This window comes from Citrobacter sp. Cpo037 (assembly GCF_030332945.1).
Classification (GTDB): Bacteria; Pseudomonadota; Gammaproteobacteria; order Enterobacterales; family Enterobacteriaceae; genus Citrobacter; species Citrobacter portucalensis.
Genome location: NZ_JAOWGW010000058.1, coordinates 59,995 through 84,486 on the forward strand (window position 1 = coordinate 59,995; position 24,492 = coordinate 84,486).

The following is a 24,492-nucleotide window of genomic DNA, read 5'->3' on the forward strand; positions in this document are numbered from 1 at the left end:
CCTCTGGCGTTATGAAAACCTCCCGTCTCCCTATCGCCATCCAGCAAGCCGTTATGCGTAGCCTGCGGGAAAAACTCGCCCAGGCCAATCTCAAGCTCGAACGCCAATATCCGGAGCCAAAGCTGGTTTACCAACAGCGCGGCACCGCCGCGGGCACTGCGTGGCTACAAACCTATGAAATTCGCCTTAATCCCGTCCTGCTGATGGAAAACGTCGACGCATTCATTAACGAAGTGGTGCCCCATGAACTGGCGCATTTACTGGTGTGGAAGCACTTTGGGCGCGTGCCGCCACACGGGAAAGAATGGAAATGGATGATGGAAAGCGTGCTGGGCGTACCGGCCCGGCGCACGCATCAGTTCGAACTGCAATCGGTGCAGCGCAAGACCTTTACTTACCGCTGTAAGTGTCAGGAGCACCAACTGACCGTCCGCCGCCATAACCGCGTTGTGCGCGGTGAGGCCACCTACCGCTGTGTTCACTGCGGCGAGCCACTGGTTGCAGAATAATCTTCAGAATTATCAGGAACTTTTCTGACCTAACTGATTGCATACTGGAATAACTTTCGCTACGTTGCGGGCTCGTTTTGACACGGAGTTTGTGATGTACCGTCATTTTTCTTTTGCTGCGGCCCTGTTAGCCGCTGCGTTTTCAGGCCCGGTTTTAGCCGAAGGCATCAACAGTTTTTCTCAGGCAAAAGCAGCAGGCGTCAAGGTTAACGCCGATGCGCCGGGCGATTTCTACTGCGGTTGTAAAATTAACTGGCAAGGCAAAAAAGGGGTCGTTGACCTCGAATCCTGCGGCTATAAAGTGCGAAAAAATGAAAACCGCGCCAGTCGAATTGAATGGGAGCACGTTGTCCCCGCCTGGCAATTTGGTCATCAGCGTCAGTGCTGGCAGGACGGAGGGCGTAAAAACTGCGCCAAAGATCCGGTCTATCGTAAGATGGAAAGCGACATGCATAACCTGCAACCTGCGGTGGGTGAGGTAAATGGCGATCGCGCTAACTTCATGTACAGCCAGTGGAACGGTGGCGAGGGTCAGTATGGGCAATGCGCCATGAAGGTCGACTTCAAAGAGAAAGTTGCCGAGCCGCCGGCCCGCGCCCGCGGTGCCATTGCTCGTACCTATTTTTACATGCGCGACCAGTACGATCTGACGCTCTCCCGCCAGCAAACTCAGCTTTTTAACGCCTGGAATAAGCAATATCCGGTCACCGACTGGGAGTGTGAGCGCGACGAACGCATTGCAAAGGTACAGGGGAACCATAACCCATATGTGCAACGCGCTTGCCAGGCGCAAAAGAGCTAACCTACACTAGCGTCAATATTTTTAACCATGCCCTGGCCTTTCGCAGCCCAGGGCCATGACGCGGATGTTTAACTATGCGCATTCCTCGCATTTATCACCCTGAGCCAATCACTTCCGGCAGCCAAATTTCACTGTGTGAAGATGCAGCCAACCATATCGGCCGCGTGCTGCGTATGGGACCGGGCCAGGCGCTACAGCTGTTTGATGGCAGCAATCAGGTATTCGACGCTGAAATCACCCACGCCAGTAAAAAAAGCGTGGACGTGAAGGTACTTAACGCTGAACTCGACGATCGTGAGTCGCCGTTGCACATCCACCTGGGTCAGGTGATGTCGCGCGGTGAAAAAATGGAATTCACTATCCAGAAATCGATCGAACTGGGTGTAAGCCTCATTACGCCACTTTTTTCTGAGCGCTGCGGCGTTAAACTGGACAGTGAACGCCTGAACAAGAAGCTCCAGCAGTGGCAGAAAATCGCCATTGCCGCCTGCGAACAGTGCGGTCGTAACCGGGTGCCCGAAATTCGCCCGGCAATGGATTTGGAAGCATGGTGCGCGGAACAGGACGAAGGTCTGAAACTGAACCTGCATCCGCGCGCCAGCGCCAGCATCAATACGCTGCCGCTGCCGGTGGAACGCATCCGCTTGCTGATTGGCCCGGAAGGCGGGTTGTCGGCAGATGAAATTGCCATGACCGCACGTTATCAGTTTACTGATATTCTGTTAGGACCTCGCGTTCTGCGTACTGAGACAACCGCGCTCACCGCCATTACTGCGCTACAGGTGCGTTTTGGCGATCTGGGCTAAGGCATAAACGGAGAAGAAAATGATCAAGCTCGGCATCGTGATGGATCCCATCGCAAGCATCAACATCAAGAAAGATTCCAGCTTCGCTATGCTGCTGGAAGCGCAACGTCGCGGTTACGAAATTCATTATATGGAGATGGCCGATCTTTATCTGATCAACGGTGAAGCCCGCGCCCATACGCGTACCCTGAGCGTAGAGCAGAACTACGACAAATGGTATGAGTTCAAGAGCGAGCAGGATCTCCCGCTGGCAGACCTGGACGTTATTCTGATGCGTAAGGATCCGCCATTTGATACCGAGTTCATCTACGCAACCTATATTCTGGAACGTGCAGAAGAAAAAGGGACGCTGATCGTCAACAAACCGCAGAGCCTGCGCGACTGCAACGAAAAGCTGTTCACCGCATGGTTTGCCGACCTGACGCCGGAAACGCTGGTCACGCGTAACAAAGCGCAGCTGAAAGCCTTCTGGCAAAAACACAGCGACATCATTCTCAAACCGCTGGATGGTATGGGCGGCGCATCTATTTTCCGTGTGAAGGAAGGCGACCCGAACCTTGGCGTCATTGCTGAAACGCTGACCGAGCACGGTACCCGCTACTGCATGGCGCAGAACTATCTGCCAGCAATTAAAGATGGCGATAAACGCGTCCTGGTGGTCGATGGCGAACCCGTTCCTTATTGCCTGGCGCGTATTCCGCAAGGCGGCGAAACCCGTGGTAACCTGGCCGCTGGCGGTCGTGGCGAGCCGCGTCCATTGACCGACAGCGACTGGGAAATTGCACGTCGCATTGGACCAACGCTGAAAGCGAAAGGTTTGATTTTTGTCGGTCTGGATATCATTGGCGATCGTCTGACGGAAATTAACGTTACCAGCCCAACCTGTATTCGTGAAATTGAAGCGGAGTTCCCGGTTTCAATTACCGGTATGCTGATGGATGCCATTGAGGCGCGTTTGCAGAAGTAAATACGTTGCCGGATAGCGACGCCATCGCGTCTTATCCGGCCTGTAATTGCACCCCGCAGGCCGGATTAGGCGAGCCGTCATCCGGCAAAGCTATCTTCAGAGGGTGACATCTTCGAGCTTTGCCCACATACTGGGCTCTGTTGCTTTTTTGAACCAGGAAACAGAACCTCTGACAATGAATTTACAGCATCACTTTCTGATTGCCATGCCTGCTCTCCAGGATCCGATTTTCCGCCGTTCCGTGGTGTACATCTGTGAACATAATGAGAACGGAGCAATGGGGATTATCGTTAATAAGCCTCTGGAAAACTTACAAATTGAAGGGATTCTGGAAAAGCTGAAGATTACCCCAGAAGAACGCGATCCGGCCATTCGTCTGGATAAACCAGTGATGCTCGGCGGCCCGCTGGCGGAAGACCGTGGATTTATTCTCCACACTCCACCGTCACGCTTTGCCTCCAGTATTCGCATCTCAGATAACACCATCATCACAACCTCCCGCGATGTACTAGAAACCCTGGGTACGCAGGAGCAACCGTCCGAAGTGCTGGTTGCGCTGGGTTATTCATCATGGGAAAAAGGTCAACTGGAACAAGAGCTACTGGATAACGCCTGGCTCACGGCGCCCGCAGACCTCAACATCTTATTCAAAACGCCGATTGCCGACCGCTGGCGCGATGCGGCGAAGCTTATCGGGATAGATATTCAGACCATGCCTGGCGTGGCGGGACATGCCTGATGAGCGGAACATTACTCTCTTTTGATTTTGGTACGAAAAGTATTGGTGTTGCTGTTGGTCAGCGCATTACCGGTACGGCCAGACCGTTGCCCGCCATTAAGGCGCAGGACGGTACGCCAGACTGGAGTTTGATTGAACGCCTGCTGAAAGAATGGCAGCCAGATGAAATCGTTGTCGGCCTACCACTCAACATGGATGGCACAGAACAGCCCCTTACCGCGCGCGCGCGTAAGTTCGCTAACCGTATTCACGGTCGCTTTGGCGTAACCGTAACGCTGCACGATGAACGCTTGAGCACCGTCGAGGCCCGCTCCGGCCTGTTCGAACAAGGCGGATACCGGGCGTTGAATAAAGGCAAAGTAGATTCCGCTTCTGCCGTGGTCATCCTCGAAAGCTATTTCGAGCAGGGTTACTAAATCCGTCCCTGCGCCTGACGCTGCTGCTGACTTTGTGCAAATGTCTGCATACCTGTCTGCTGCCCGGTTTGAATTACGCCGGGCAGCTGATGCGTTTTCCCTTCACGAATCAAATTGCACACGGCAGGCGTGTTGACGAGCAGCTCAAATAGCGCCACGCGTCCTCCCAGCTTATCTTCCTCCAGCTTTTGCGAAAGTACCGCCCGCAGGCTGTCTGCTAACTGGTTACGCACCGGATCCTTCTCTGTTGCCGAAAAGGTGTCCACCAGCCGCGCGATGGCCTGTGCCGCCCCTCGCGTATGTAACGTTGCCAGCACCAGATGCCCGGTTTCCGCTGCCGTTAACGCCAGACGAATGGTTTCCGCGTCGCGCAGTTCGCCCAGCAAAATGACGTCGGGATCTTCACGCAGCGCGCCGCGTAAACCGGCGGCAAAAGAAGCGCAGTGTACGCCCACCTCCCGTTGTTGAATAAGACAACGCTGGCTGGTGTAGCGATATTCAATCGGGTCTTCCAGCGTCAGAATATGCCCTGCAACATGCTGATTAAGGTACTCTACCATCGCCGCCAGGGTCGTTGATTTACCGCTACCGGTAGCGCCTGTCACCAGAATTAACCCATTTTCACTGCGCAGCAGTTCAGGTATGACGTCAGGGGTCTGGAGATCGTCTAAACGTGGACAATCAAGCGGGAGCAATCTTAGCGCCAGTGAGGTTCCCTGTTGATGAACAAAAGCACTGGCGCGCAGCCGCTGGGAACCTGCCAGCGCAATAGCAAAATCTACCTGCCCCTGTTCCCGCCACTGTACCTGTTGTTGCTCACTGAGCCAGCACATCAGCAGATTCTCCACGTCAGGCGTAGTAAAGGGTGCGATTTCGACTTTTCCACGTATGCGCCAGCGCGCAGGCCATGCATTGCACAGGTGTAGATCCGACACGTTATGCTTTACACTAAGGGCCACTATTTCTTCCATATTCATATGAACATCCTCGGAAAATGAACGATATCGCGCATAACCTGGCACATGTCCGGGACAAAATCTCAGCCGCCGCGACGCGTTGCGGGCGGTCTTCAGAAGAAGTTACGTTGCTTGCAGTCAGTAAAACCAAACCTGCGAGCGCCATCGAAGAAGCCATTACCGCAGGGCAGCGTGCCTTCGGTGAAAACTATGTGCAGGAAGGGGTGGATAAAATCCGCTACTTCCAGGAAAAAGGCGTCAACGATCTGCAGTGGCACTTTATCGGCCCGCTGCAGTCCAACAAAAGTCGTCTGGTCGCCGAGCACTTTGACTGGTGCCATACGATCGACCGTCTGCGTATCGCTGCCCGTCTGAGCGAACAGCGCCCGGCGGAATTGCCGCCGCTCAATGTACTGATTCAAATTAATATCAGCGATGAGAACAGTAAGTCAGGCATTCCGCTGGCAGAGCTTGATGCACTGGCCGCTGAAGTCGCTGCACTGCCGCGCATTACCCTGCGTGGTCTGATGGCGATTCCGGCTCCAGAGTCAGATTATGTAAGGCAGTTTGAAGTTGCACAGCAAATGGCGGTAGCATTTGCCGGGTTGAAAACACGCTACCCAGGCATCGACACTCTCTCACTGGGAATGTCTGATGATATGGATGCCGCCATCGCGGCGGGTAGCACGATGGTGCGCATTGGCACTGCCATTTTTGGTGCTCGTGATTACACTAAAAAATAAGGAAAACTAAGGAACACCATGAATACGTTGACCTTCCTGCTCTCAACGGTAATTGAGCTGTATACCATGGCGCTGCTGCTGCGCGTGTGGATGCAATGGTCTCGCTGCGATTTTTACAACCCGTTCTCGCAGTTTATAGTGAAAATCACTCAGCCCATCATTGGGCCGTTACGCCGCATTATTCCCCCGATGGGACCGATCGACAGCGCCTCGGCATTAGTTGCGCTCGTTCTCAGCTTTATCAAAGCAATCGTGCTGTTTAAGGTGGTCACGTTCCAGCCGATCATCTGGATCGCCGCCGTACTGATTGTCCTGAAGACTATCGGGCTGCTGATTTTCTGGGTGCTGCTTGTGATGGCGATTATGAGCTGGGTCAGCCAGGGCCGCAGTCCTGTAGAGTACGTGCTGATTCAACTGGCAGATCCGCTGCTACGTCCTATCCGTCGCATACTTCCAGGCATGGGCGGGATCGATTTCTCCCCAATGATTCTGGTTCTGCTGCTCTACGTTATTAACATGGGCATCGCGGAAGTGTTACAGGCGACAGGCAACATGCTGCTGCCGGGGCTGTGGATGGCGCTATGAGTGCCGTTACACCCTGCGACGACGGTCTGGTTTTACGGCTCTACATTCAGCCTAAAGCCAGCCGTGACAGTATTGTGGGTTTACATGGCGACGAAGTTAAAGTCGCCATTACCGCCCCACCGGTAGATGGCCAGGCCAATAGCCATCTGGTGAAGTTTCTCGGCAAACAGTTCCGTGTGGCAAAAAGCCAGGTCGTCATTGAGAAGGGCGAGCTTGGTCGTCACAAACAGGTTAAAATCATTCATCCGCAACAGATCCCGCCCGAAATTGCGGCGTTAACTGATTAGGTATCCCATGCAAAAAGTTGTCCTCGCGACCGGCAATGCCGGTAAAGTGCGTGAACTAGCCTCTCTTCTGAGTGATTTCGGTCTTGATGTTGTTGCCCAAACGGAACTGGGTGTTGATTCTGCAGACGAGACCGGGCTGACGTTTATTGAGAACGCCATTCTGAAGGCGCGTCATGCCGCGCAAATTACCGGCTTACCGGCCATTGCTGATGACTCAGGTCTGGCAGTAAATGCCCTTGGCGGCGCGCCGGGTATCTATTCAGCCCGCTATTCCGGCGAAGATGCGACCGATCAGCAGAACCTGGAAAAACTGCTTCACACCCTGCAGGATATTCCTGATGACAAGCGCCAGGCGCAGTTCCACTGCGTGCTGGTGTATATGCGCCATGCAGACGATCCAACGCCTGTTGTGTGCCACGGAAGCTGGCCGGGCGTGATTACCCGTGAACCTGCCGGAAACGGTGGTTTTGGCTACGACCCGATCTTCTTTGTGCCGTCTGAAGGGAAAACCGCAGCCGAACTGACCCGTGAAGAAAAGAGTGCAATTTCTCACCGCGGACAGGCGCTAAAGCTGCTGCTGGATGCCCTGCGTAATGGTTAAGCTTCCGCCGCTAAGTCTTTATATTCACATTCCGTGGTGCGTGCAGAAATGCCCGTACTGCGACTTCAACTCGCATGCGCTAAAGGGCGAAGTCCCTCATGATGACTATGTGCAGCATCTGCTGAGCGATCTGGATACTGAGGTGGCCCATGCCCAGGGCCGTGAAGTAAAGACGATTTTTATCGGTGGTGGCACGCCGAGCCTGCTTTCTGGCCCGGCGATGCAAACGCTGCTCGACGGCGTGCGAGCACGGCTGAATCTGGCCGAAGATGCAGAAATCACCATGGAGGCGAATCCCGGGACGGTGGAAGCTGATCGCTTTGTGGATTATCAACGCGCTGGCGTCAACCGTATCTCGATTGGCGTACAGAGCTTTAGCTCCACCAAACTCGAACGTCTGGGACGTATTCACGGGCCGGAAGAAGCCAAACGAGCAGCACACCTGGCGAGCGGTCTGGGGCTACGCAGCTTTAATCTCGACCTGATGCATGGTTTGCCGGATCAGACGCTGGAAGAGGCGCTGGGTGATTTACAGCAGGCAATCGCGCTCAACCCACCGCATCTTTCCTGGTATCAGTTGACCATCGAACCCAACACGCTGTTCGGTTCCCGACCGCCGGTTTTACCGGACGATGACGCGCTGTGGGATATTTTTGAGCAAGGCCACCAGCTACTGACCGCCGCGGGATATCAGCAGTACGAAACCTCAGCCTACGCCAGACCGGGTTATCAGTGTCAGCACAACCTTAACTACTGGCGTTTTGGCGACTATCTTGGCATTGGCTGCGGCGCACACGGTAAGATCACATTCCCTGACGGACGCATCCTGCGCACCACCAAAACACGGCATCCGCGTGGGTATATGCAAGGGCGTTATCTCGAAAGCCAGCGCGATGTTGCCGAAGCCGATAAGCCGTTCGAGTTCTTCATGAATCGTTTCCGGCTGCTGGAAGCCGCGCCTCGCGCGGAGTTTACGCAATATACCGGTCTTACCGAAGACGTTATTCGTCGACAGATCGATGAGGCTATTTCCCAGGGCTACCTGAGTGAATGCGATGAGTACTGGCAGATTACCCAACACGGTAAGCTGTTCTTGAACTCGCTGCTGGAGCTGTTTCTGGCGGAGTGATGGCTGGTGAACGTAGGCCTGATAAGCGTAGCGCCATCAGGAAAATTGCCGGATGGCGGCTGCGTCTTATCCGGCCTACAGGGTTAGGGCGGTAAGCGCAGCCACCTTCATCGATTAATACTGATTAAACATTTCCTGGATCTGCTTAGGATCCTTGGTTTGAGTCAGCGCAAGCTGCAGCAGAACACGTGCTTTTTGCGGGTTCAGGGAACCTGAAGCCACAAATCCGTATTTTGCATCATCAACTTCTGCATCCTGTGTAGTGGCGCCCGTTGGTACACGAGATGAACGCACTACAACGGTACCTTTATGCGCGGCGGTTGCCAGCGTATCGAAAATGGTTTTATACAGGTTACCGTTACCTACACCCGCACTGACGATCCCGGCGTAACCCGCATCCACCAGCGCTTTTGCCGGCAGATCGGAGGCATTAGCGTAGTTATAAACAATCCCAACTTTCGGCAGTTCGGTCAGCTTAGACACATCGAACGGAGTAGACGTGGTGTGCTTACGCGCAGGCGTACGCTGGTAGTCGATTTTACCGTTATGGATGTAACCCAGCGGGCCGTAGTTAACGGATTTGAAGGTAGCGACGTCGGTAGTGTTGGTTTTAGTCACGTCACGACCATCCATAACGGTGTCGTTCATCACCACCAGCACTCCGCGGTTGGCAGAGGCTTTGTCTGCGGCAGTTACTACCGCGTTATACAAGTTGAACGGGCCATCAGCGCTCATACCCGTAGACGGACGCATTGCGCCGACCAGCACCACCGGCTTGTTGCACTTGACGGTCAGGTCGAGGAAATAGGCGGTTTCTTCCATGGTATCCGTACCATGTGTTACCACGAAGCCGTCGGTTTTATCACACTCGGTATTAATCTTTTTCGCCAGCGTTAACCAGACTTCGTCATTCATATCCTGGGAGCCGATATTCACCACCTGCTCGCCTTTAACGACAGCGATATCTTTCAATTGAGGTACGGCCTCAACCAGATTTTCTACGCCAACCTTGCCTGCCGTGTAGTTAGATTTTGTCGCGGAATCACCGCCGCCGGCAATCGTCCCACCGGTCGCTAAAATGGTGATGTTTGGCAGTGCAAGCGCCGCGCCGCTGAAACCCATAACCAGTGCGGCAAGTGCCGTTTTCTTGAAAAACTCCATGTTATTTCTCCAGTTACTTGAATTTGCAGCATTATGTCTATCCTACAGATGAATAATGTGACGAGTTCCAATTAACCAGATTTATATCTCCACCAAATTGCCGTTCTTAGAGATGGATATCAAAAAAACAGAAATATACAAAATAAAACGGCACAGAATGTTTCTGTGCCGTTAATAAGAGGTGAAGATTATTTCAGAGTGCTAACCAGCGTTTTACGATCGTTTTCCAGCGTCACAACGCGGGAACAGATATCTTTGCCAAACTGCTGGAAGTCTTGTTCCTGATTCTTCCATTCGTTCTGAATTGAGGTCTGCAAACCACCGAGGCTTCCGAGTACGCCCTGCAGTGGATTACCACCGCCTTTGAGCACGGCTTTCGCTCCCATCTCGTTGATGCTGTCCTGCAAAATGCCGCCCATCGCCTGATTCACCAGCTGTTGTCCGTCCGCGCGGACCTGATCAATCGCCTTATAATGGAAAGTCAGGCCATCAGTTCGATGCTCGATGATGCGGTTCATCTGCTCTTTCAATTGCGCATCCAGCTTGGTTAAGCGGCCACGCATGTTGCTGCTTTCACCGACCTCTTTGGCGATGATTTTGTCTAGCGCCACGCGACCTTTCTCTACGCGCGCTCTGGCACCTTCGTCGATCCACGGCAGGCTGCTACGCAACGCCGCCTGATAATCTTTGGCCTGCTCACGCTGTGCGGCGTTCAGGTTGTACTGTTTACCGTTGAAGGTGACATCGCCGGCCTGGGTAATAACCAGGTCGCCATTTTCACCCTTCACCTGCACCGTTTGTGGGCTCAAAATCACATCGTCACGCGGGGTGACGCTGCACTGGTAATCTGCATGTGCGGCCATCGCCGTGAACGTTAGGACTGCCGCCAGCAGCGTTTTGCGCATCATATCTTTCCCTCAATACAAATCGGGTCGGCATTTGCCGACCCTGTGCTACTTAGTCCCACCAAATATCGAAAAGTTCGCTGGTACGCACTTCTTCGAGTTTGTGCTCTTCCAGCCACTTACGCACGATTGCCTGGTGTTCTTCGGTGCATTTGCCGATTTCCTGCAGACAGATCAGACCTTCCCAGGCCAGATAGCCGCTGCCGTCAAAAGCCAGCTTGTTCGGTTCGATGACTTCATTGATAAAGTCATCAACGATTTGATCGACCTGCTCTCCAGATGTACCTTCCGGGAAACGCCATGCAACCGAAAATCCTACTTCCTGGAATTCTTCGATGTGCATCTTTTTACGCAGACGACGGCTACGGTTCTTTGCCATTATTTCACCCTCTCGAACATTAAGTCCCATACGCCGTGGCCAAGACGATGACCACGTTGTTCAAATTTGGTTACCGGGCGCGATTCCGGGCGCGGTACATAATCGTTACTCTCTGACTGGTTTTTATACCCGTCAATCGAGGACATCACTTCAAGCATGTGCTCCGCATACGCTTCCCAGTCGGTCGCCATATGGAACACGCCGCCCAGCTTCAGCTTACTTAAGATATGCTCAGCAAACGGTACCTGAACGATACGGCGTTTATTATGACGTGCTTTGTGCCATGGGTCAGGGAAAAACAGCTGAACCATAGATAAAGAATTGTCAGGAATCATTTTATGCAGGACTTCAACGGCATCATGGCACATGACGCGCAGGTTCTCGACACCCTCTTCATGGGCTGAAGCCAGACACGCACCAACGCCAGGTGAGTGAACCTCAATGCCGAGGAAATTCTGTTCCGGACGCGCTTTCGCCATTGCAACCAGCGACGCTCCCATACCAAAACCGATTTCCAGCGTGACTGGCGCGTCACGGCCAAACAGTTCTGCGAAATCTACAGGCTCTTCGCTGAACTCAACGCCCATCACCGGCCAGTAGTTTTCCAGCGCGTGTTCCTGCCCTTTCGTCAGTCGCCCCTGGCGACGAACAAAACTACGAATCCGGCGCAGAGGGCGGCCGTTTTCATCAAATTCCGGTGAAATGACGTCGTTCTTCATAAAAGTTTAGTCTGCTGTGTTTGAGTTCTGAAAACGGGCATTATCCAAAGTTAGTTGCCGGATGCAAGTAAAGGAAGAAAGTGAGCAGCGGAAAGTTCCGGTTTACACCCCGTTGCCGCTGTGCTGCAATCTTGCCCCCGGCAATAATGAAACGGTAATCATGCAAGCGTCTCAATTTTCGGCTCAGGTTTTGAGCTGGTACGACAAATACGGGCGGAAAACGCTGCCCTGGCAAATTGACAAGACGCCTTACAAAGTATGGCTCTCTGAGGTAATGCTGCAACAAACTCAGGTTGCGACCGTTATCCCTTATTTTGAGCGCTTTATGGCGCGCTTCCCAACGGTAACGGATTTAGCCCATGCGCCGCTGGATGAAGTTCTGCATTTGTGGACCGGGCTGGGTTATTACGCCCGTGCGCGTAATCTGCATAAAGCCGCGCAGCAGGTTGTGACGCTGCATAGCGGTATATTTCCGCAAACCTTTGATGAAGTAGCCGCCCTACCTGGCGTCGGACGTTCAACCGCAGGCGCGATCCTTTCTCTCTCTCTGGGTCAGCATTTTCCGATTCTCGACGGTAACGTCAAACGCGTGCTGGCTCGCTGTTATGCTGTAAGCGGCTGGCCGGGTAAAAAAGAGGTCGAAAAGAAGCTGTGGGAGCTGAGTGAGCAAGTTACGCCGGCCCAGGGTGTTGAGCGTTTTAATCAGGCGATGATGGATTTAGGCGCCATGGTCTGTACGCGCTCAAAACCTAAATGTTCCCTGTGTCCGTTGGAAAATGGCTGTGTGGCGAGCGCCAATGCAAGTTGGGCGCTGTATCCCGGTAAAAAGCCCAAACAGACGCTACCGGAACGAACGGGCTATTTTTTACTGATGCAGCATGATGACGAAGTGCTGCTTACACAGCGACCGCCCAGCGGCTTATGGGGTGGTTTATACTGTTTTCCGCAGTTTGACGACGAAGATGGACTGCGCAACTGGCTGGCGCAACGACAAATTAACGCAGATAATCTGACCCAACTTAATGCGTTTCGCCATACCTTTAGCCATTTCTACTTAGATATTGTGCCTATGTGGCTTCCCGTGTCTTCATTCACCTCATGCATGGATGAAGGCAACGCGCTCTGGTATAACTTAGCGCAACCGCCGTCGGTCGGACTGGCGGCTCCCGTGGAGCGTTTGTTACAGCAATTACGTGCCGGTACACACGTTTAACGTACCGGACGATAGAGAGGACTTTTTATGAGCAGAACAATTTTTTGCACTTTCCTGCAACGCGAAGCAGAAGGCCAGGATTTTCAGCTGTACCCGGGCGATCTGGGAAAACGCATTTATAACGAGATTTCTAAAGAAGCATGGGCGCAATGGCAGCATAAACAGACCATGCTGATTAACGAGAAAAAACTCAATATGATGAACGTCGAACACCGTAAGTTACTGGAACAGGAGATGATTAACTTCCTGTTTGAAGGTAAGGATGTGCATATTGAAGGCTATACGCCAGAATCATAAGAACCGTTGCCGGATGGCGCTGCGCTTATCCGGCCTACGTTTTAATCTGGTCCTTGCAAACAACAAACACAACACGCACTCCCGGAATGATGAAAAAATTTCTCGCGCTTGCCGTTATTGTGCCGTTGCTCATCTCCTGTTCCAGTTCGACCAAAAAAGGCGATTCCTATAACGAAGCCTGGGTCAAGGATACCAACGGTTTTGATATTCTGATGGGGCAATTTGCCCATAATATTGAGAATTTGTGGGGATTTAAGGAAGTGCTGATTGCGGGTCCGAAGGACTACGTCAAGTATACCGATCAGTATCAAACCCGCAGCCACATCAACTTTGATGACGGTACGATAACCGTCGAGACCATTGCCGGGACAGATCCCGCTGGACACCTGCGTCGAGCGATTATCAAGGCATTGCTGATGGGCGATGATCCGGGTTCTATCGACCTCTATTCCGATGTCGACGACATTAAGATTTCCAAAGAACCATTCCTGTACGGACAGGTGGTCGATAATACCGGCCAGCCCATTCGTTGGGAGGGACGTGCCACCAACTTTGCCAACTACCTGCTGCAAACACGGCTTAAAAGCCGCAGCAATGGCCTGCGTATCATCTATAGCGTGACAATCAACCTGGTGCCTAACCACCTTGATAAGCGCGCGCATAAATACGTCGGTATGGTGCGTCAGGCTTCACGTAAGTATGGCGTCGACGAGTCGCTGATTCTGGCTATCATGCAAACCGAATCCTCATTTAACCCGTATGCGGTGAGCCATGCCGATGCGCTGGGACTGATGCAGGTGGTACAGCACAGCGCAGGGAAAGATGTATTCCGCTCGCAAGGGCGCTCAGGCACGCCGAGCCGTAGCTTCCTGTTTGACCCGGCCAGTAACATTGATACCGGTACGGCCTATCTGGCAATGCTCAACAATGTCTATTTGGGCGGTATCGATAATCCGACCTCACGTCGCTATGCGGTAATCACCGCGTATAACGGCGGTGCGGGCAGCGTACTACGCGTGTTCTCGAACGATAAAATTCAGGCCGCGAATATCATTAACAGCATGTCTCCTGGTGACGTTTATCAAACGCTGACCACCCGACATCCCTCTGCTGAATCACGCCGATACCTTTACAAGGTCAATTCCGCACAAAAATCATATCGACGCCACTAATGTATCCCTCTTCAGCCCCCTAAAACGGGGGCCTGAAGCACCAAAAATGTTAACTCCATCACTCTTTTGCTTTGCAATCAGAAATTGTTTGCAAATATTTGTCACAGGTAACAAAAAAAGAGTGCCTCTCATTGATAGAATCACATCATATAGCCACGGCAAATGTGCCTTTTAAAACATTCATCCGCATTACGGTGTGAGGAAATTAACATGAATCTTAAGCTGCAGCTGAAAGTTCTCTCGTTTCTGCAGTTCTGCTTATGGGGTAGTTGGCTCACTACCCTCGGCTCCTATATGTTTGTCACCCTTAAATTCGATGGTGCATCCATTGGCGCGGTGTATAGCTCGCTGGGGATCGCCGCCGTGTTTATGCCAACGCTGTTAGGGATCGTGGCCGATAAATGGATCAGTGCGAAGTGGGTTTACGCCCTTTGCCACTTGGTCGGCGCAGGAACGCTGTTTGCCGCAGCCGAAGTCACCACGCCAGGGGCAATGTTCTTTGTGATCTTGCTTAACTCCCTGGCCTATATGCCAACACTGGGGCTAATCAACACCATCTCCTACTATCGCCTGCAATCTGCCGGGATGGATATCGTTACCGACTTCCCGCCAATTCGTATCTGGGGCACCATCGGCTTTATTCTGGCGATGTGGGCCGTGAGCTTCTCCGGCTTTGAACTGAGCCATATGCAGCTGTATATCGGTGCGACATTGTCCCTGGTACTGGTACTGTTCACCCTGACGCTGCCGCATATTCCGGTTGCCAATCAGCAGAAAAACCAGAGCTGGACATCAATGCTCGGTCTGGATGCTTTCGCGCTGTTTAAAAACAAGCGTATGGCGATTTTCTTCATCTTCTCAATGATGCTGGGCGCAGAGCTGCAGATTACCAATATGTTTGGTAACACCTTCCTGCACAGCTTCGATAACAACCCGCTGTTCTCCGGTAGCTTTATCGTGGAACACGCATCGGTGATGATGTCGATTTCACAGATTTCCGAGACGCTGTTTATCCTGACCATCCCGTTCTTCTTAAGCCGTTACGGTATTAAGAACGTGATGCTTATTAGTATTGTGGCGTGGATGCTGCGCTTCGGCCTGTTTGCCTACGGCGACCCAACGCCGTTCGGTACCGTGCTGCTGGTTCTGTCGATGATTGTTTACGGCTGCGCCTTCGACTTCTTCAACATCTCTGGTTCTGTGTTCGTGGAGAAAGAAGTACGCCCTGAAATCCGCGCCAGCGCACAGGGTATGTTCCTGATGATGACCAACGGCTTCGGTTGTATTCTGGGCGGACTGGTGAGCGGTAAAGTCGTTGAACACTATACGCTGAACGGTATTACCGACTGGCAGACCGTGTGGTTGATCTTCGCAGGTTACTCGCTGGTTCTGGCTTTTGCCTTCGTTGCGCTGTTTAAATACAAACACGTACGCGTTCCAGCAGGCACACAGACTATCGCGCACTAACGTTTACGCAGAGAAAAGCGGGTTACCAAAAGGTAACCCGCTTTTTTTGCGCTTACTTCACCACATATCCATACAGACGCTTAATACCGTCTGCATCCGTTTCACTGTAAACACCTTGCAGCTCCGGCGAGAAGCCTGGCAGCAGGTTTACGCCCTCTTCCAGCGCCAGGAAATATTGCTGTACCGCCCCACCCCATACTTCGCCCGGTACCACGCACAGCACGCCCGGAGGATAAGGCAGCGCACCTTCCGCCGCAATGCGGCCAGCTGCTTCACTAATCCGCACCAGTTCAACATCACCACGGATAAAAGCGCTGTTCGCATCCTGTGGGTTCATCGCCACGGCAGGTAAACTTTCCTGACGGAACATCGCTTTTTGCAGATCTTTCACATCAAAGCTGACGTACAGTGAGTGCATCTCCTGGCACAGTTCACGCAGCGTGTAATCCCGATAGCGTACCGGATACTTATTGAAGATGGTTGGCAGCACATCTGCCAGCGGCGTATCGTCTTCAATATGCTGCTCAAACTGCGCCAGCATCGCCACCAGTTGCGCCAGTTTCTCTGCGCTTTCTGCCGGGGTCAGCAGGAACAGAATCGAGTTAAGGTCGCATTTCTCCGGCACGATGCCGTTTTCACGCAGGTAATGCGCCAGAATCGTCGCCGGAATACCAAACTCGGTATATTGCCCGGTTTGTGCGTCAATGCCCGGAGTGGTTAACAGCAGTTTGCAAGGGTCAACGAAATACTGGTCGCGCGCGTAGCCGGAAAAACCATGCCATTTAGCACCTGGTTCGAAGCTAAAGAAGCGACGCTCGCTGGCAATCACCTGCGTCGGATAGCTTTCCCACGGTTTGCCATCGACTACCGGGGGAACAAACGGCTGAATCATCTTACAGCGGGTAATAATCGCTTTACGGGCCTCAATGCCCAGCGTCACACACTCCGCCCACAGCCGACGACCGCTCTCGCCTTCATGGATTTTGGCGTTAACGTCCAGCGCCGCAAACAGCGGGTAAAACGGACTGGTAGAAGCATGCAGCATAAATGCATTATTCAGACGCTTATGCGGGCAGAACCGCGCCTGACCGCGAATATGGTTATCCTTTTTGTGGATCTGCGAGGTTTGCGAGAATCCGGCCTGCTGTTTGTGTACCGACTGGGTGACAAAGATCCCCGGATCGTTAGCATCGAGATCCAACAGCAGCGGTGACCCATCGGCCATCATCGGAATAAATTGTTCGTAGCCGACCCATGCTGAGTCAAACAGGATGTAATCACACAGATGACCGATCTTGTCGATCACCTGCCGGGCATTGTAGATCGTACCGTCATAAGTGCCGAGCTGAATGATCGCCAGACGGAACGGGCGCGGTTGTTCTGCCTTTTGCGGCGCAATATCACGAAGTTGCTGGCGCAGATACTCCTCATCAAAGCAGTGCTCGTCAATGCCGCCAATAAAGCCAAACGGATTACGCGCCGCTTCCAGATACACCGGCGTCGCACCCGCCTGGATCAGCGCACCGTGGTGGTTCGACTTATGGTTATTACGGTCAAATAGCACCAGATCGCCGCGCGTCAGCAGCGCATTGGTTACTACTTTATTGGCCGCAGAGGTCCCGTTCAGCACAAAGTAGGTTTTATCCGCGTGGAAAACTTTCGCAGCAAATTTCTGCGCATGTTTCGCCGAGCCTTCATGAATCAGCAGATCGCCAAGCTTAACGTCGGCGTTGCACATATCCGCGCGAAACAGATTCTCACCAAAGAACTCGTAGAAATGGCGCCCCGCGGGATGCTTTTTAAAGAACTCACCGTGTTGATGTCCTGGGCAGGCAAATGTGCTGTTCCCCATCTCGACATACTGAGTCAACGTGTCATAGAACGGCGGCAGCAAATCTTCTTCATACTGACAGGCAGCAGACTCCAGCTCCAGCCAGTCCTGCGCCTGACCGCGAATGACCGCATTCACGCCCGCCGGCAGATCAACATCCGACTCTGCGAACAGAAACACGGGTATATGAAAACCGGTGCGTTTCAGCAAAGCAAGGATCCCGCTGCGGCTATCCGCAACGGTAATGACGACTGCCGCAACGTCAGTAAAATCAGTACTGTCCAGCGACACCACCTGACGATGGCTGGACAGACGAGAAACCAGTTCTCCACTGGCGGCAATTTTCATTGATTTCATAAGCGCAATAACCCGTTTCGGGAAAATCAAAAGTCCCGGACAAAGCCACATTGCTTTGCCCACGAAATGACAGGTCAAACTGGTTACCAGCCCCGACCGCCAGACATCAGTAAAAGCAGATAGCCTCTGATTTTACTGTTATCCTGCAGTGAGCGTGCGCTGCCCTCACCGCATGGTGGGAGCGTAAAGATAAGTCGCAGGAAGGGGCAAACGTCGCGCAAAAAGGCGATGTTGAAGGCGATGTAGGGGGAGTAATATCATCCCAGGCAGCCCCATTCAGACAGGAGAAAATTCGCGCAATCATGGCACCTTTCACTTTCAGGCGCAAGATAAAATCCGGAGCCTGAACCTCACAGATAAACAAGCATTTCGCCTGTCAATCGCGGCATAATAATGCAATCTGAAAACATATTTTACCCAGAGAATTGCCTTTAGCATCAAGACGATAATGGGTATGCAGGAGCAAACGTGGTAATTGGACCCTTTATTAATGCTGGCGCCATTTTATTTGGTGGTGTTCTCGGCGCACTACTCAGCCAGCATTTACCGGAACGCATTCGTGCCTCCATGACCTCCATATTCGGACTGTGCTCTTTGGGAATTGGTATTTTGCTGGTTATCAAGTGCGCTAACCTACCGGTGATGGTCCTGGCTACGTTAGTCGGTGCATTAATTGGCGAGTTCTGTTATCTGGAAAAAGGGATCAATACCGCGGTTGCCAAAGCGCAGCAGCTTTTCACCCGGTCGGATGCCAACACCACACACGAATCCTTCATCCAGAGCTATGTGGCCATCATCGTGCTATTTTGCGCCAGTGGTACCGGGATCTTCGGGGCGATACATGAAGGGATGACCGGCGACCCGAATATTTTAATCGCGAAGTCGTTTCTTGATTTCTTCACGGCCATCATTTTTGCCTGTTCATTAGGTATCGCGGTATCGGCAATTTGTGTACCAATGCTGGCAATCCAGCTAACGCTTGCCACCTGCGCAGCACTTATTTTGCCCCTGACGACGCCAGCCATGATGGCCGATTTCAGCGCCGTAGGTGGACTGCTGTTGTTGGCAACCGGTTTACGTATTTGTGGAATCAAAATGTTTGCGGTTGTGAATATGCTTCCTGCCCTTCTGCTGGCAATGCCGCTTTCCGCCGCGTGGACGGCATTTTTTGCCTGAGAATGCGTGCAATAGCAACAATGTGGTGATAGATTGTGCAGTCTGCGTTGATTTGAAGAAATTTCGTTGACGAAACGAAGCGAATCGGTTTTAATGCGCCTCGTTGCCCGGATAGCTCAGTCGGTAGAGCAGGGGATTGAAAATCCCCGTGTCCTTGGTTCGATTCCGAGTCCGGGCACCACTATTCAAAGAACCCGCCCAAAAGGCGGGTTTTTGCTTTTAGCGAAACGGACTCTTCATCGAACTTCGTTCGATTATTCGCCGCCAGCGGCTCACCCCTTCGGGGCCAGCGCGACAAGCGCGCTGTTCAACGCTTACAGCGTTAGTCCGAGTCCGGGCACCACTATTCAAAGAACCCGCCCAAAAGGCGGTTTTTTGCTTTTGGAGAATAGTTACTATTCTCTCCTCACCGAACTTTGTTTCAACAGCGCATAACGATTAAGAAGCTGATTAATCCGCATATCAAGTTGCTGATACAAAGCGGGTGATACACTTCCCTGCTTTTTTAACTCCTCATCAATTTGGCGCAATAACTCTTCTGTCGGCGGCGATTGGTCAAGCTGGCGGCGGATAGTGAAAATGGCTGATTTCAGCTCCGAACCCGTCAGATATTTACCTTTACGTTCATCAAGCGAATTTAGCTGGGCAGTTAACGCCTCCAGCCCCTGCTGAGCATGATGCCAGTTTTGCAGAGCACTTTCCGGCAACGCTTCCGTGTTTAACTGTTTCTGTAATCCGCTGGCGAATACCGTAGTCTGCGATTCTTCCGGCCACAGGGTGACTAATTGCTGTGCTAATGATGCGGCATATTCTCTTGACCACAAAGGTGACAGGCGATGTAAAACGTCCAATTGCCCTTGCGTTGCGGCGATTAATTCCTGTTTCTTCTCTTTCAAATCTGAGGAATGTTTCAATGTGGACAATTGTTCAGGTGTCAGCCCCCGTGGCAATGGCTGAACCAGTTCAAATCTGTCGGCCCACATAGGGCTGATACCAAGAAAAGTGCCTGTACTCACCACTGCCGTTGCCATGACACCGATGGCGAATCCCAACCACATTCGCCGGGGTCGATGAACGCTTTGAGTAGCAAACTCCGCTGCGCTTGATTGATCGGGCGACGATGCTTCATTAACCACAAAGACCAACTGTGGCAAAGACGTCTCAGCGTGATTAGTCGTACCTGAAGCCGGTATCATCACAGCGGTGGATCCCGAATCCGCTTCAGACTTCTCCAGGCGTAAAGCTGCGTTATGCATCCAGGTAACGACAGCGTCTAGTTTACTTAACGTTTTTAACTCAAGGCGTTGCAGCACCTCACAGACATGTTTCAGACTCTGCTCAACCCGATACACCATTGATAAATCCGCATATGACAACGTTAGCGTGCGTAATTCTTGCTGTAAACGAGCTGACAGCCATGCCAATATTTCAACGCGGGCATGGGTTTGCTGCGGCCATATTACGCTCCAGTGATGCGTCAGTAATGCCTCCAGCAGTTCCGCGCTTTCGGCTAGCCCAGCCAAACCTGCGCTACGAATTCTGGCGACGGTGTACCAGGCCAGTGTTTGCAGTTCGACTCCGTTATGACGAAACAGAGCCAGGCTTAACTGTTCCACCTTTTGCCAGTCAACATCCGGGCGTGCGGGGTGAGTCAGCTTGCTGATTTCATCGCGTAACTGACCAAACTCCGTGAAAGCACGCGGATCGCCGCCGGTGCTGATGCGATTCTTTTCCATGTCAGTACACTCCCGTCTCAAGCCACCCCTGCTTCTTAAGATGACGGATAAGAACCCGCCCCTCAGGGGTAAAATCAGTGCCATAGCGCACAATGCCAAGATCATGAAGTTCCGCATCAATGGAATAACGCAAATGCCCCGGCATTTCCTGCTCCTGCATCGTTACCTTAATGTCTTTTAGTCGCGGTTCATACTTCAACAAAACCTGAGAAAGCGTGCTGATAAGCTGATGTGCTGTTCCCGGCATACCCTGGAGGATTTTGGTCATATCCGGCAGACCATAATCGGGTAAATGTTTGAGGCTACCGGCACGAGTATTCAAAATGCGCTGCATATTATCGAGGACGGACAAGATGACCTGCGTATTTTCGCTGACTGCGAGCAAAGGAAAACCACCGGAAAAATTACCCAGCAAGATGTCATAAAGAGAAGGCTGTTTAATCATTACTCATCCTCCGGCATCAGGAGAACCAGAGCCTGAGAATTTAATTCAATCACTCGCGCCTTATCAGGATCGAGATCTTCACGACGTAATACCACACGCCATGAATCTTCAGACTGATCGGGAGAAATAAACATTCCCGCCACGGCAACATATTGCGCTTCGTTTTCGAATGGAATATCGACAGCTACGCTTTCACCTGGTCGTACCCTAACATCTTTCTGAGCCAATAAATCTGCTTTCACCACCGTACTATCTTGCGCAAATAAGGACTGATAATTAGCCGAGTCAAATGCTTTTCGATCTTTGAGTTGGTAAATACGCACGACCGTCGAAAGCGCTATGCCCTGCGCATTTTTATTTGCGGCTTCTCTGGCGGAAAGATCCAAATGCAGGGTTTTAATTTCCTTATAAAAAATCGACTTCGTTAATGACACGGTACCTTCAGATACTTTTTGTGTCAGACCACACCCAGTAACTAAACTGACCATTCCGGTTATTACGGCAAAATTAATAGCGATAATCGCCAGTCTCATCGGCTTCCCTCCGTTGAACATGTTGAGTAAGGCTCTGCCAAAGCCCAAGCTTAATTGTTATAAATTGATTCTTCGCTTCCTGGTTATCCAGACGCATCACAGCAGTGCGGCCAAGCTGAACTGCGTGCTCACTTTTATTACTGGTAAGATGAGCATCCGGAAGCACCGATCGAGGAATGCGTAATTGCAGTCTCGCATTCACTCTGGCACCTAAATAAACGTGCATCAGCGCGAGAAAATCATGGTAAAGCTGGCCACCCGGTAACCATTCGCGAGCCTCATCGGGAACGTCCGTTGTAAGCGTAATTAGCACCTGACTGTTAATATCTACGGCGCTACTTCCCATCACCGGACGAGAATGGAGGCTAACGGGTTGCCGCACACTCATTTTTAACGCCTTATCCAGCAGGATTAAGCGTTTATCATGAGGGGCCACGGTGGTATTTGTTGTTGGCGATAATAAAGAAACCAGCGCGGATATACCTTCTGCCGTACGCGTTGGCATTCTCATTATTCCCAGCAGCGCCAAAAAGCGCGATATCGGGGTAGCTGTTTGTATGGCGCACCCCTGAATTCCCAGCCCAGTCAACCCCAGCAAATATTGTGATGTTTCATCTGTTCCGCCTGGTCGAAAAGTCGCTGGATAGCTGTATTTACGCCAGATTCGATAAAACTGCGTAATTAAGCGATGGTTAAAAATATCCAGAAACTCAGCGGCAACGTCCGCACCTTCCTGACGCTGGGCAATATCATTCTGATAGGTTGTCGGCAGCGGCGATTCCACGCCATACAGCCCCATAAAAGTGACACGAACCGTTGGTGGAAGTGTGGGTTGCTGCGGATCATATTCTGCACTTTTTATTTCACCCGCCGGGAATCCCATCCCCGGATGAGGGCGAAAACGAATGGTATCGAAACGTGGGCTTTGTTGGCTTCCGGGACAGGGCGCTTGTGGATCCCACTGTTCCAGCAACTGACAGAAACGATAAAAATTAGTACGGGGTAGGTGTTCGCCAAGGCTCGTTAGCAACCGGGTAGTCGCTGATTGTGATTCTCTTTCCATCGCAAGCTTTTCCCTGCCGGCTGTATGATTAAAGTAAGCTGATTAAACAAATGAATATCCGCATACAATGCAAAAAAGCGGTTAAGCATTTCACCAAACAGATGAATATCGCCTTCGCCTGTAAATCCGTTTTCATCAAGCGTTACTTCGATGTCCACACCACGGAGTAGAAATCCTTTTTCAAAGCGCTGTATTTCATGTTGTTGAACATCCATGATCGCATCCAGACGACGATAATTAAGTTCATCATCCTGCCAGTTATAGAGAGACAACGTTCCTTTAAGCACTTCAGCGCTGGCCATCATATTCAGAAAGCTGGATCCCAGGTGACTCAACACTCGCCAGTGAAAACGATCCTCAGCGGGAGGGTAAGCAGGTAGCGTCGGTTTAGACAGATTGCGAACGGCAAGCGGCGTCTGGAGTATCTGCTCACAACGATTGAGCAATGTACTTTGCAAAGCTCGCCGCGGTAGCTGACCGTTTGTTCCGGTCACTTTCAAAGACAAGGTTTCATACTCAGCAAGGCGATCCCGCTCCCAGGCATCTCCCCCGAGGATCAGCCATGTATCATATAATCCGGATACGCCGCGTCTGACACGAGTATGGTAATAACGCTCAGGTGCATTACGGCGCATCATGCCTCCCTTGTGGCGAAAACTGGTGAAAGGGGCATAAACGGCGTTACGCGTTCGCTGTGATCCTGAAACCGCATCGACTGCAAAAATTTCCGTGTGGCCATCTTGCAACCTTCGCGGACGCAGCAAATATTCGCTTTCCAGACCATTAACTACCAGCGGATCGGCTTCGATAGTGAAAAGATTAATAACCGGAACACAATGAAGACGAATGTTTTCACTCCCCACAGGAAGCTCAGAATCCCACTGTTGAGTCAGTATCGCTTCTATTTCAAAGCAGTCTATCCCCTCAGGAAACGATATTTCTTCCAGACCGTTAAGATGGACAAACATAAATTTTTCGCGGAACGTAAAATACTCAAGCAACAATTGCCAGCCGCCAAACGCCGTATCGCCTTTTGGCCACAAACTGTCTTCATCGGCAAATCCGCCCGGGGAAAAGTAACCCTCCAGTCGAATACGTTCTACGCTGTTGGGGAGTCTCAAATAAAGAGAAGCCAGACGCTTTGTCAAAGCAAGGTGCAGCGCGTGGGTCACCGGCGCGTCACCGCTGAGGTAAAGGCTGAGGTGCGTCAGATCGGTTTGCGACCAGTCCATCTGTGGATTGCACTTTATTCGCATACGGATGACCGAGCGCCCATCAGGTTCGGCATCGATTTTCACCGCCGCGACAGACAGCGGATTAAGTGTGACGGGCTGAGTAGTACGATACTGACATACCGTTTTTTTAGGGCCAACGGGCTGTGACAATACGCCAAACTTCGCGTTAATCCGCTCACTCATTTTTAGGGAAGGTGCGAATAAGCAGGTCATTTCTTCCCAAGCTGACTCGCTGATTAAAATTTCGCGGATCTGGGCCGATT

At 51.9% G+C, this 24,492-nt stretch carries 27 protein-coding genes and 1 tRNA gene; 17 read left to right on the forward strand and 11 right to left on the reverse strand.

The features are described 5' to 3' along the window. Positions 1-11: 11 nt before the first annotated feature. The 6 genes from OGX94_RS11395 (at position 12) to ruvX (ending at position 4,239) form a co-directional block, all read left to right on the forward strand. Positions 12-509, forward strand: coding sequence for a SprT family zinc-dependent metalloprotease (locus tag OGX94_RS11395; protein WP_003825440.1), 498 nt, complete (start codon positions 12-14; stop codon positions 507-509). A gap of 94 nt (positions 510-603) precedes the next feature. Beyond that, the gene (gene endA, locus OGX94_RS11400; RefSeq protein WP_008785767.1) at positions 604-1,311 is read left to right on the forward strand and encodes a deoxyribonuclease I; all 708 of its coding nucleotides are present in this window, start codon (positions 604-606) and stop codon (positions 1,309-1,311) included. A 74-nt stretch (positions 1,312-1,385) separates the two neighbouring features. Continuing rightward, positions 1,386-2,117 carry a 16S rRNA (uracil(1498)-N(3))-methyltransferase gene (gene rsmE, locus OGX94_RS11405; RefSeq protein ID WP_008785768.1) on the forward strand — a complete coding sequence of 244 codons (732 nt, stop codon included), beginning with the start codon at positions 1,386-1,388 and terminating at the stop codon, positions 2,115-2,117. Positions 2,118-2,136: 19 nt separating this feature from the next. Then, a complete protein-coding gene (gene gshB, locus OGX94_RS11410) occupies positions 2,137-3,084 on the forward strand; it encodes a glutathione synthase (protein ID WP_003027083.1) in 948 nt (315 codons plus the stop codon). A gap of 175 nt (positions 3,085-3,259) precedes the next feature. Then, positions 3,260-3,823, forward strand: coding sequence for a YqgE/AlgH family protein (locus OGX94_RS11415; RefSeq protein ID WP_003027086.1), 564 nt, complete (start codon positions 3,260-3,262; stop codon positions 3,821-3,823). Next, complete coding sequence (gene ruvX / locus OGX94_RS11420) at positions 3,823-4,239, forward strand: Holliday junction resolvase RuvX (RefSeq protein ID WP_257662084.1); 417 nt, start codon at positions 3,823-3,825, stop codon at positions 4,237-4,239. The genes OGX94_RS11415 and ruvX overlap by 1 nt, the downstream gene beginning before the upstream one ends. On the opposite strand, the gene OGX94_RS11425 is transcribed toward ruvX, so the two are convergent. Then, positions 4,236-5,216, reverse strand: coding sequence for a type IV pilus twitching motility protein PilT (locus OGX94_RS11425; RefSeq protein WP_257662085.1), 981 nt, complete (start codon positions 5,214-5,216; stop codon positions 4,236-4,238). The two genes, ruvX and OGX94_RS11425, sit on opposite strands and share 4 nt — an antisense overlap. A 17-nt stretch (positions 5,217-5,233) precedes the next feature. Between OGX94_RS11425 and OGX94_RS11430 the strand changes: the two genes are divergently transcribed. Genes OGX94_RS11430 through hemW form a run of 5 tightly spaced genes read left to right on the forward strand, consistent with a single transcriptional unit; the run spans position 5,234 to position 8,540 of the window. Beyond that, on the forward strand, positions 5,234-5,938 hold the full coding sequence (locus OGX94_RS11430; RefSeq protein ID WP_057067562.1) for a YggS family pyridoxal phosphate-dependent enzyme: 705 nt from the start codon (positions 5,234-5,236) through the stop codon (positions 5,936-5,938). Between the two features lie 18 nt (positions 5,939-5,956). Continuing rightward, a complete protein-coding gene (locus OGX94_RS11435; protein WP_003825417.1) occupies positions 5,957-6,523 on the forward strand; it encodes a YggT family protein in 567 nt (188 codons plus the stop codon). Next, positions 6,520-6,810, forward strand: coding sequence for a DUF167 family protein YggU (gene yggU, locus OGX94_RS11440; protein ID WP_003027101.1), 291 nt, complete (start codon positions 6,520-6,522; stop codon positions 6,808-6,810). The genes OGX94_RS11435 and yggU overlap by 4 nt, the downstream gene beginning before the upstream one ends. A 7-nt stretch (positions 6,811-6,817) precedes the next feature. Continuing rightward, positions 6,818-7,411 carry an XTP/dITP diphosphatase gene (locus OGX94_RS11445; protein WP_003825414.1) on the forward strand — a complete coding sequence of 198 codons (594 nt, stop codon included), beginning with the start codon at positions 6,818-6,820 and terminating at the stop codon, positions 7,409-7,411. Continuing rightward, positions 7,404-8,540: a radical SAM family heme chaperone HemW gene (hemW, locus tag OGX94_RS11450; RefSeq protein WP_048236736.1), complete on the forward strand. Its 1,137-nt coding sequence runs from the start codon at positions 7,404-7,406 to the stop codon at positions 8,538-8,540. Before OGX94_RS11445 ends, hemW begins: the two co-directional genes overlap by 8 nt. A gap of 114 nt (positions 8,541-8,654) precedes the next feature. Here hemW and ansB read toward each other — a convergent pair whose 3' ends face one another. The 4 genes from ansB to trmB form a co-directional block, all read right to left on the reverse strand. Continuing rightward, entirely contained in the window at positions 8,655-9,701 is a 1,047-nt protein-coding gene (gene ansB / locus OGX94_RS11455) for an L-asparaginase 2 (protein ID WP_003027108.1), read from the reverse strand. A gap of 188 nt (positions 9,702-9,889) precedes the next feature. Next, complete coding sequence (locus OGX94_RS11460; RefSeq protein WP_286569259.1) at positions 9,890-10,609, reverse strand: YggN family protein; 720 nt, start codon at positions 10,607-10,609, stop codon at positions 9,890-9,892. 49 nt (positions 10,610-10,658) lie between these two features. Next, positions 10,659-10,985, reverse strand: a complete 327-nt coding sequence (locus OGX94_RS11465; RefSeq protein WP_003027115.1) for a YggL family protein — start codon at positions 10,983-10,985, stop codon at positions 10,659-10,661. Beyond that, positions 10,985-11,704 carry a tRNA (guanosine(46)-N7)-methyltransferase TrmB gene (gene trmB / locus OGX94_RS11470; RefSeq protein WP_003825406.1) on the reverse strand — a complete coding sequence of 240 codons (720 nt, stop codon included), beginning with the start codon at positions 11,702-11,704 and terminating at the stop codon, positions 10,985-10,987. Before trmB ends, OGX94_RS11465 begins: the two co-directional genes overlap by 1 nt. 160 nt (positions 11,705-11,864) lie before the next feature. Here trmB and mutY point away from each other — a divergent pair, with 160 nt between their 5' ends. The 4 genes from mutY to OGX94_RS11490 all read left to right on the forward strand — a co-directional run bounded on the left by mutY (position 11,865) and on the right by OGX94_RS11490 (position 15,853). Then, complete coding sequence (gene mutY / locus OGX94_RS11475; RefSeq protein WP_257662086.1) at positions 11,865-12,917, forward strand: A/G-specific adenine glycosylase; 1,053 nt, start codon at positions 11,865-11,867, stop codon at positions 12,915-12,917. A 27-nt stretch (positions 12,918-12,944) separates the two neighbouring features. After that, positions 12,945-13,214 (forward strand): oxidative damage protection protein, encoded by a 270-nt coding sequence (locus tag OGX94_RS11480; RefSeq protein WP_003027126.1) that lies wholly within the window; start codon positions 12,945-12,947, stop codon positions 13,212-13,214. A gap of 86 nt (positions 13,215-13,300) precedes the next feature. Next, entirely contained in the window at positions 13,301-14,386 is a 1,086-nt protein-coding gene (gene mltC, locus OGX94_RS11485) for a membrane-bound lytic murein transglycosylase MltC (protein ID WP_257662087.1), read from the forward strand. Positions 14,387-14,596: 210 nt separating this feature from the next. Then, positions 14,597-15,853 carry a nucleoside permease gene (locus OGX94_RS11490; protein WP_008785778.1) on the forward strand — a complete coding sequence of 419 codons (1,257 nt, stop codon included), beginning with the start codon at positions 14,597-14,599 and terminating at the stop codon, positions 15,851-15,853. A 52-nt stretch (positions 15,854-15,905) separates the two neighbouring features. Here OGX94_RS11490 and OGX94_RS11495 read toward each other — a convergent pair whose 3' ends face one another. Continuing rightward, a complete protein-coding gene (locus tag OGX94_RS11495; protein WP_257662088.1) occupies positions 15,906-18,041 on the reverse strand; it encodes an ornithine decarboxylase in 2,136 nt (711 codons plus the stop codon). Positions 18,042-18,509: 468 nt separating this feature from the next. Between OGX94_RS11495 and OGX94_RS11500 the strand changes: the two genes are divergently transcribed. Beyond that, positions 18,510-19,217 carry a DUF554 domain-containing protein gene (locus tag OGX94_RS11500; protein ID WP_003825390.1) on the forward strand — a complete coding sequence of 236 codons (708 nt, stop codon included), beginning with the start codon at positions 18,510-18,512 and terminating at the stop codon, positions 19,215-19,217. A gap of 105 nt (positions 19,218-19,322) precedes the next feature. Next, positions 19,323-19,398 (forward strand) — tRNA-Phe (locus OGX94_RS11505). A gap of 214 nt (positions 19,399-19,612) precedes the next feature. On the opposite strand, the gene OGX94_RS11510 is transcribed toward OGX94_RS11505, so the two are convergent. The 5 genes from OGX94_RS11510 to tssF form a co-directional block, all read right to left on the reverse strand. After that, positions 19,613-20,953 (reverse strand): VasL domain-containing protein, encoded by a 1,341-nt coding sequence (locus OGX94_RS11510; protein ID WP_257662092.1) that lies wholly within the window; start codon positions 20,951-20,953, stop codon positions 19,613-19,615. Between the two features lies 1 nt (position 20,954). Further along, positions 20,955-21,398 (reverse strand): type VI secretion system baseplate subunit TssE, encoded by a 444-nt coding sequence (tssE, locus tag OGX94_RS11515; RefSeq protein ID WP_126957932.1) that lies wholly within the window; start codon positions 21,396-21,398, stop codon positions 20,955-20,957. Then, entirely contained in the window at positions 21,398-21,931 is a 534-nt protein-coding gene (gene tssJ, locus OGX94_RS11520; protein WP_126957934.1) for a type VI secretion system lipoprotein TssJ, read from the reverse strand. The genes tssE and tssJ overlap by 1 nt, the downstream gene beginning before the upstream one ends. Then, entirely contained in the window at positions 21,906-22,994 is a 1,089-nt protein-coding gene (tssG, locus tag OGX94_RS11525; RefSeq protein WP_257662093.1) for a type VI secretion system baseplate subunit TssG, read from the reverse strand. The genes tssJ and tssG overlap by 26 nt, the downstream gene beginning before the upstream one ends. Next, positions 22,955-24,492, reverse strand: a 1,538-nt coding sequence (gene tssF, locus OGX94_RS11530) for a type VI secretion system baseplate subunit TssF (RefSeq protein ID WP_286569263.1), incomplete at its 5' end; no start/stop codon positions are given. The genes tssF and tssG, both read right to left, overlap by 40 nt.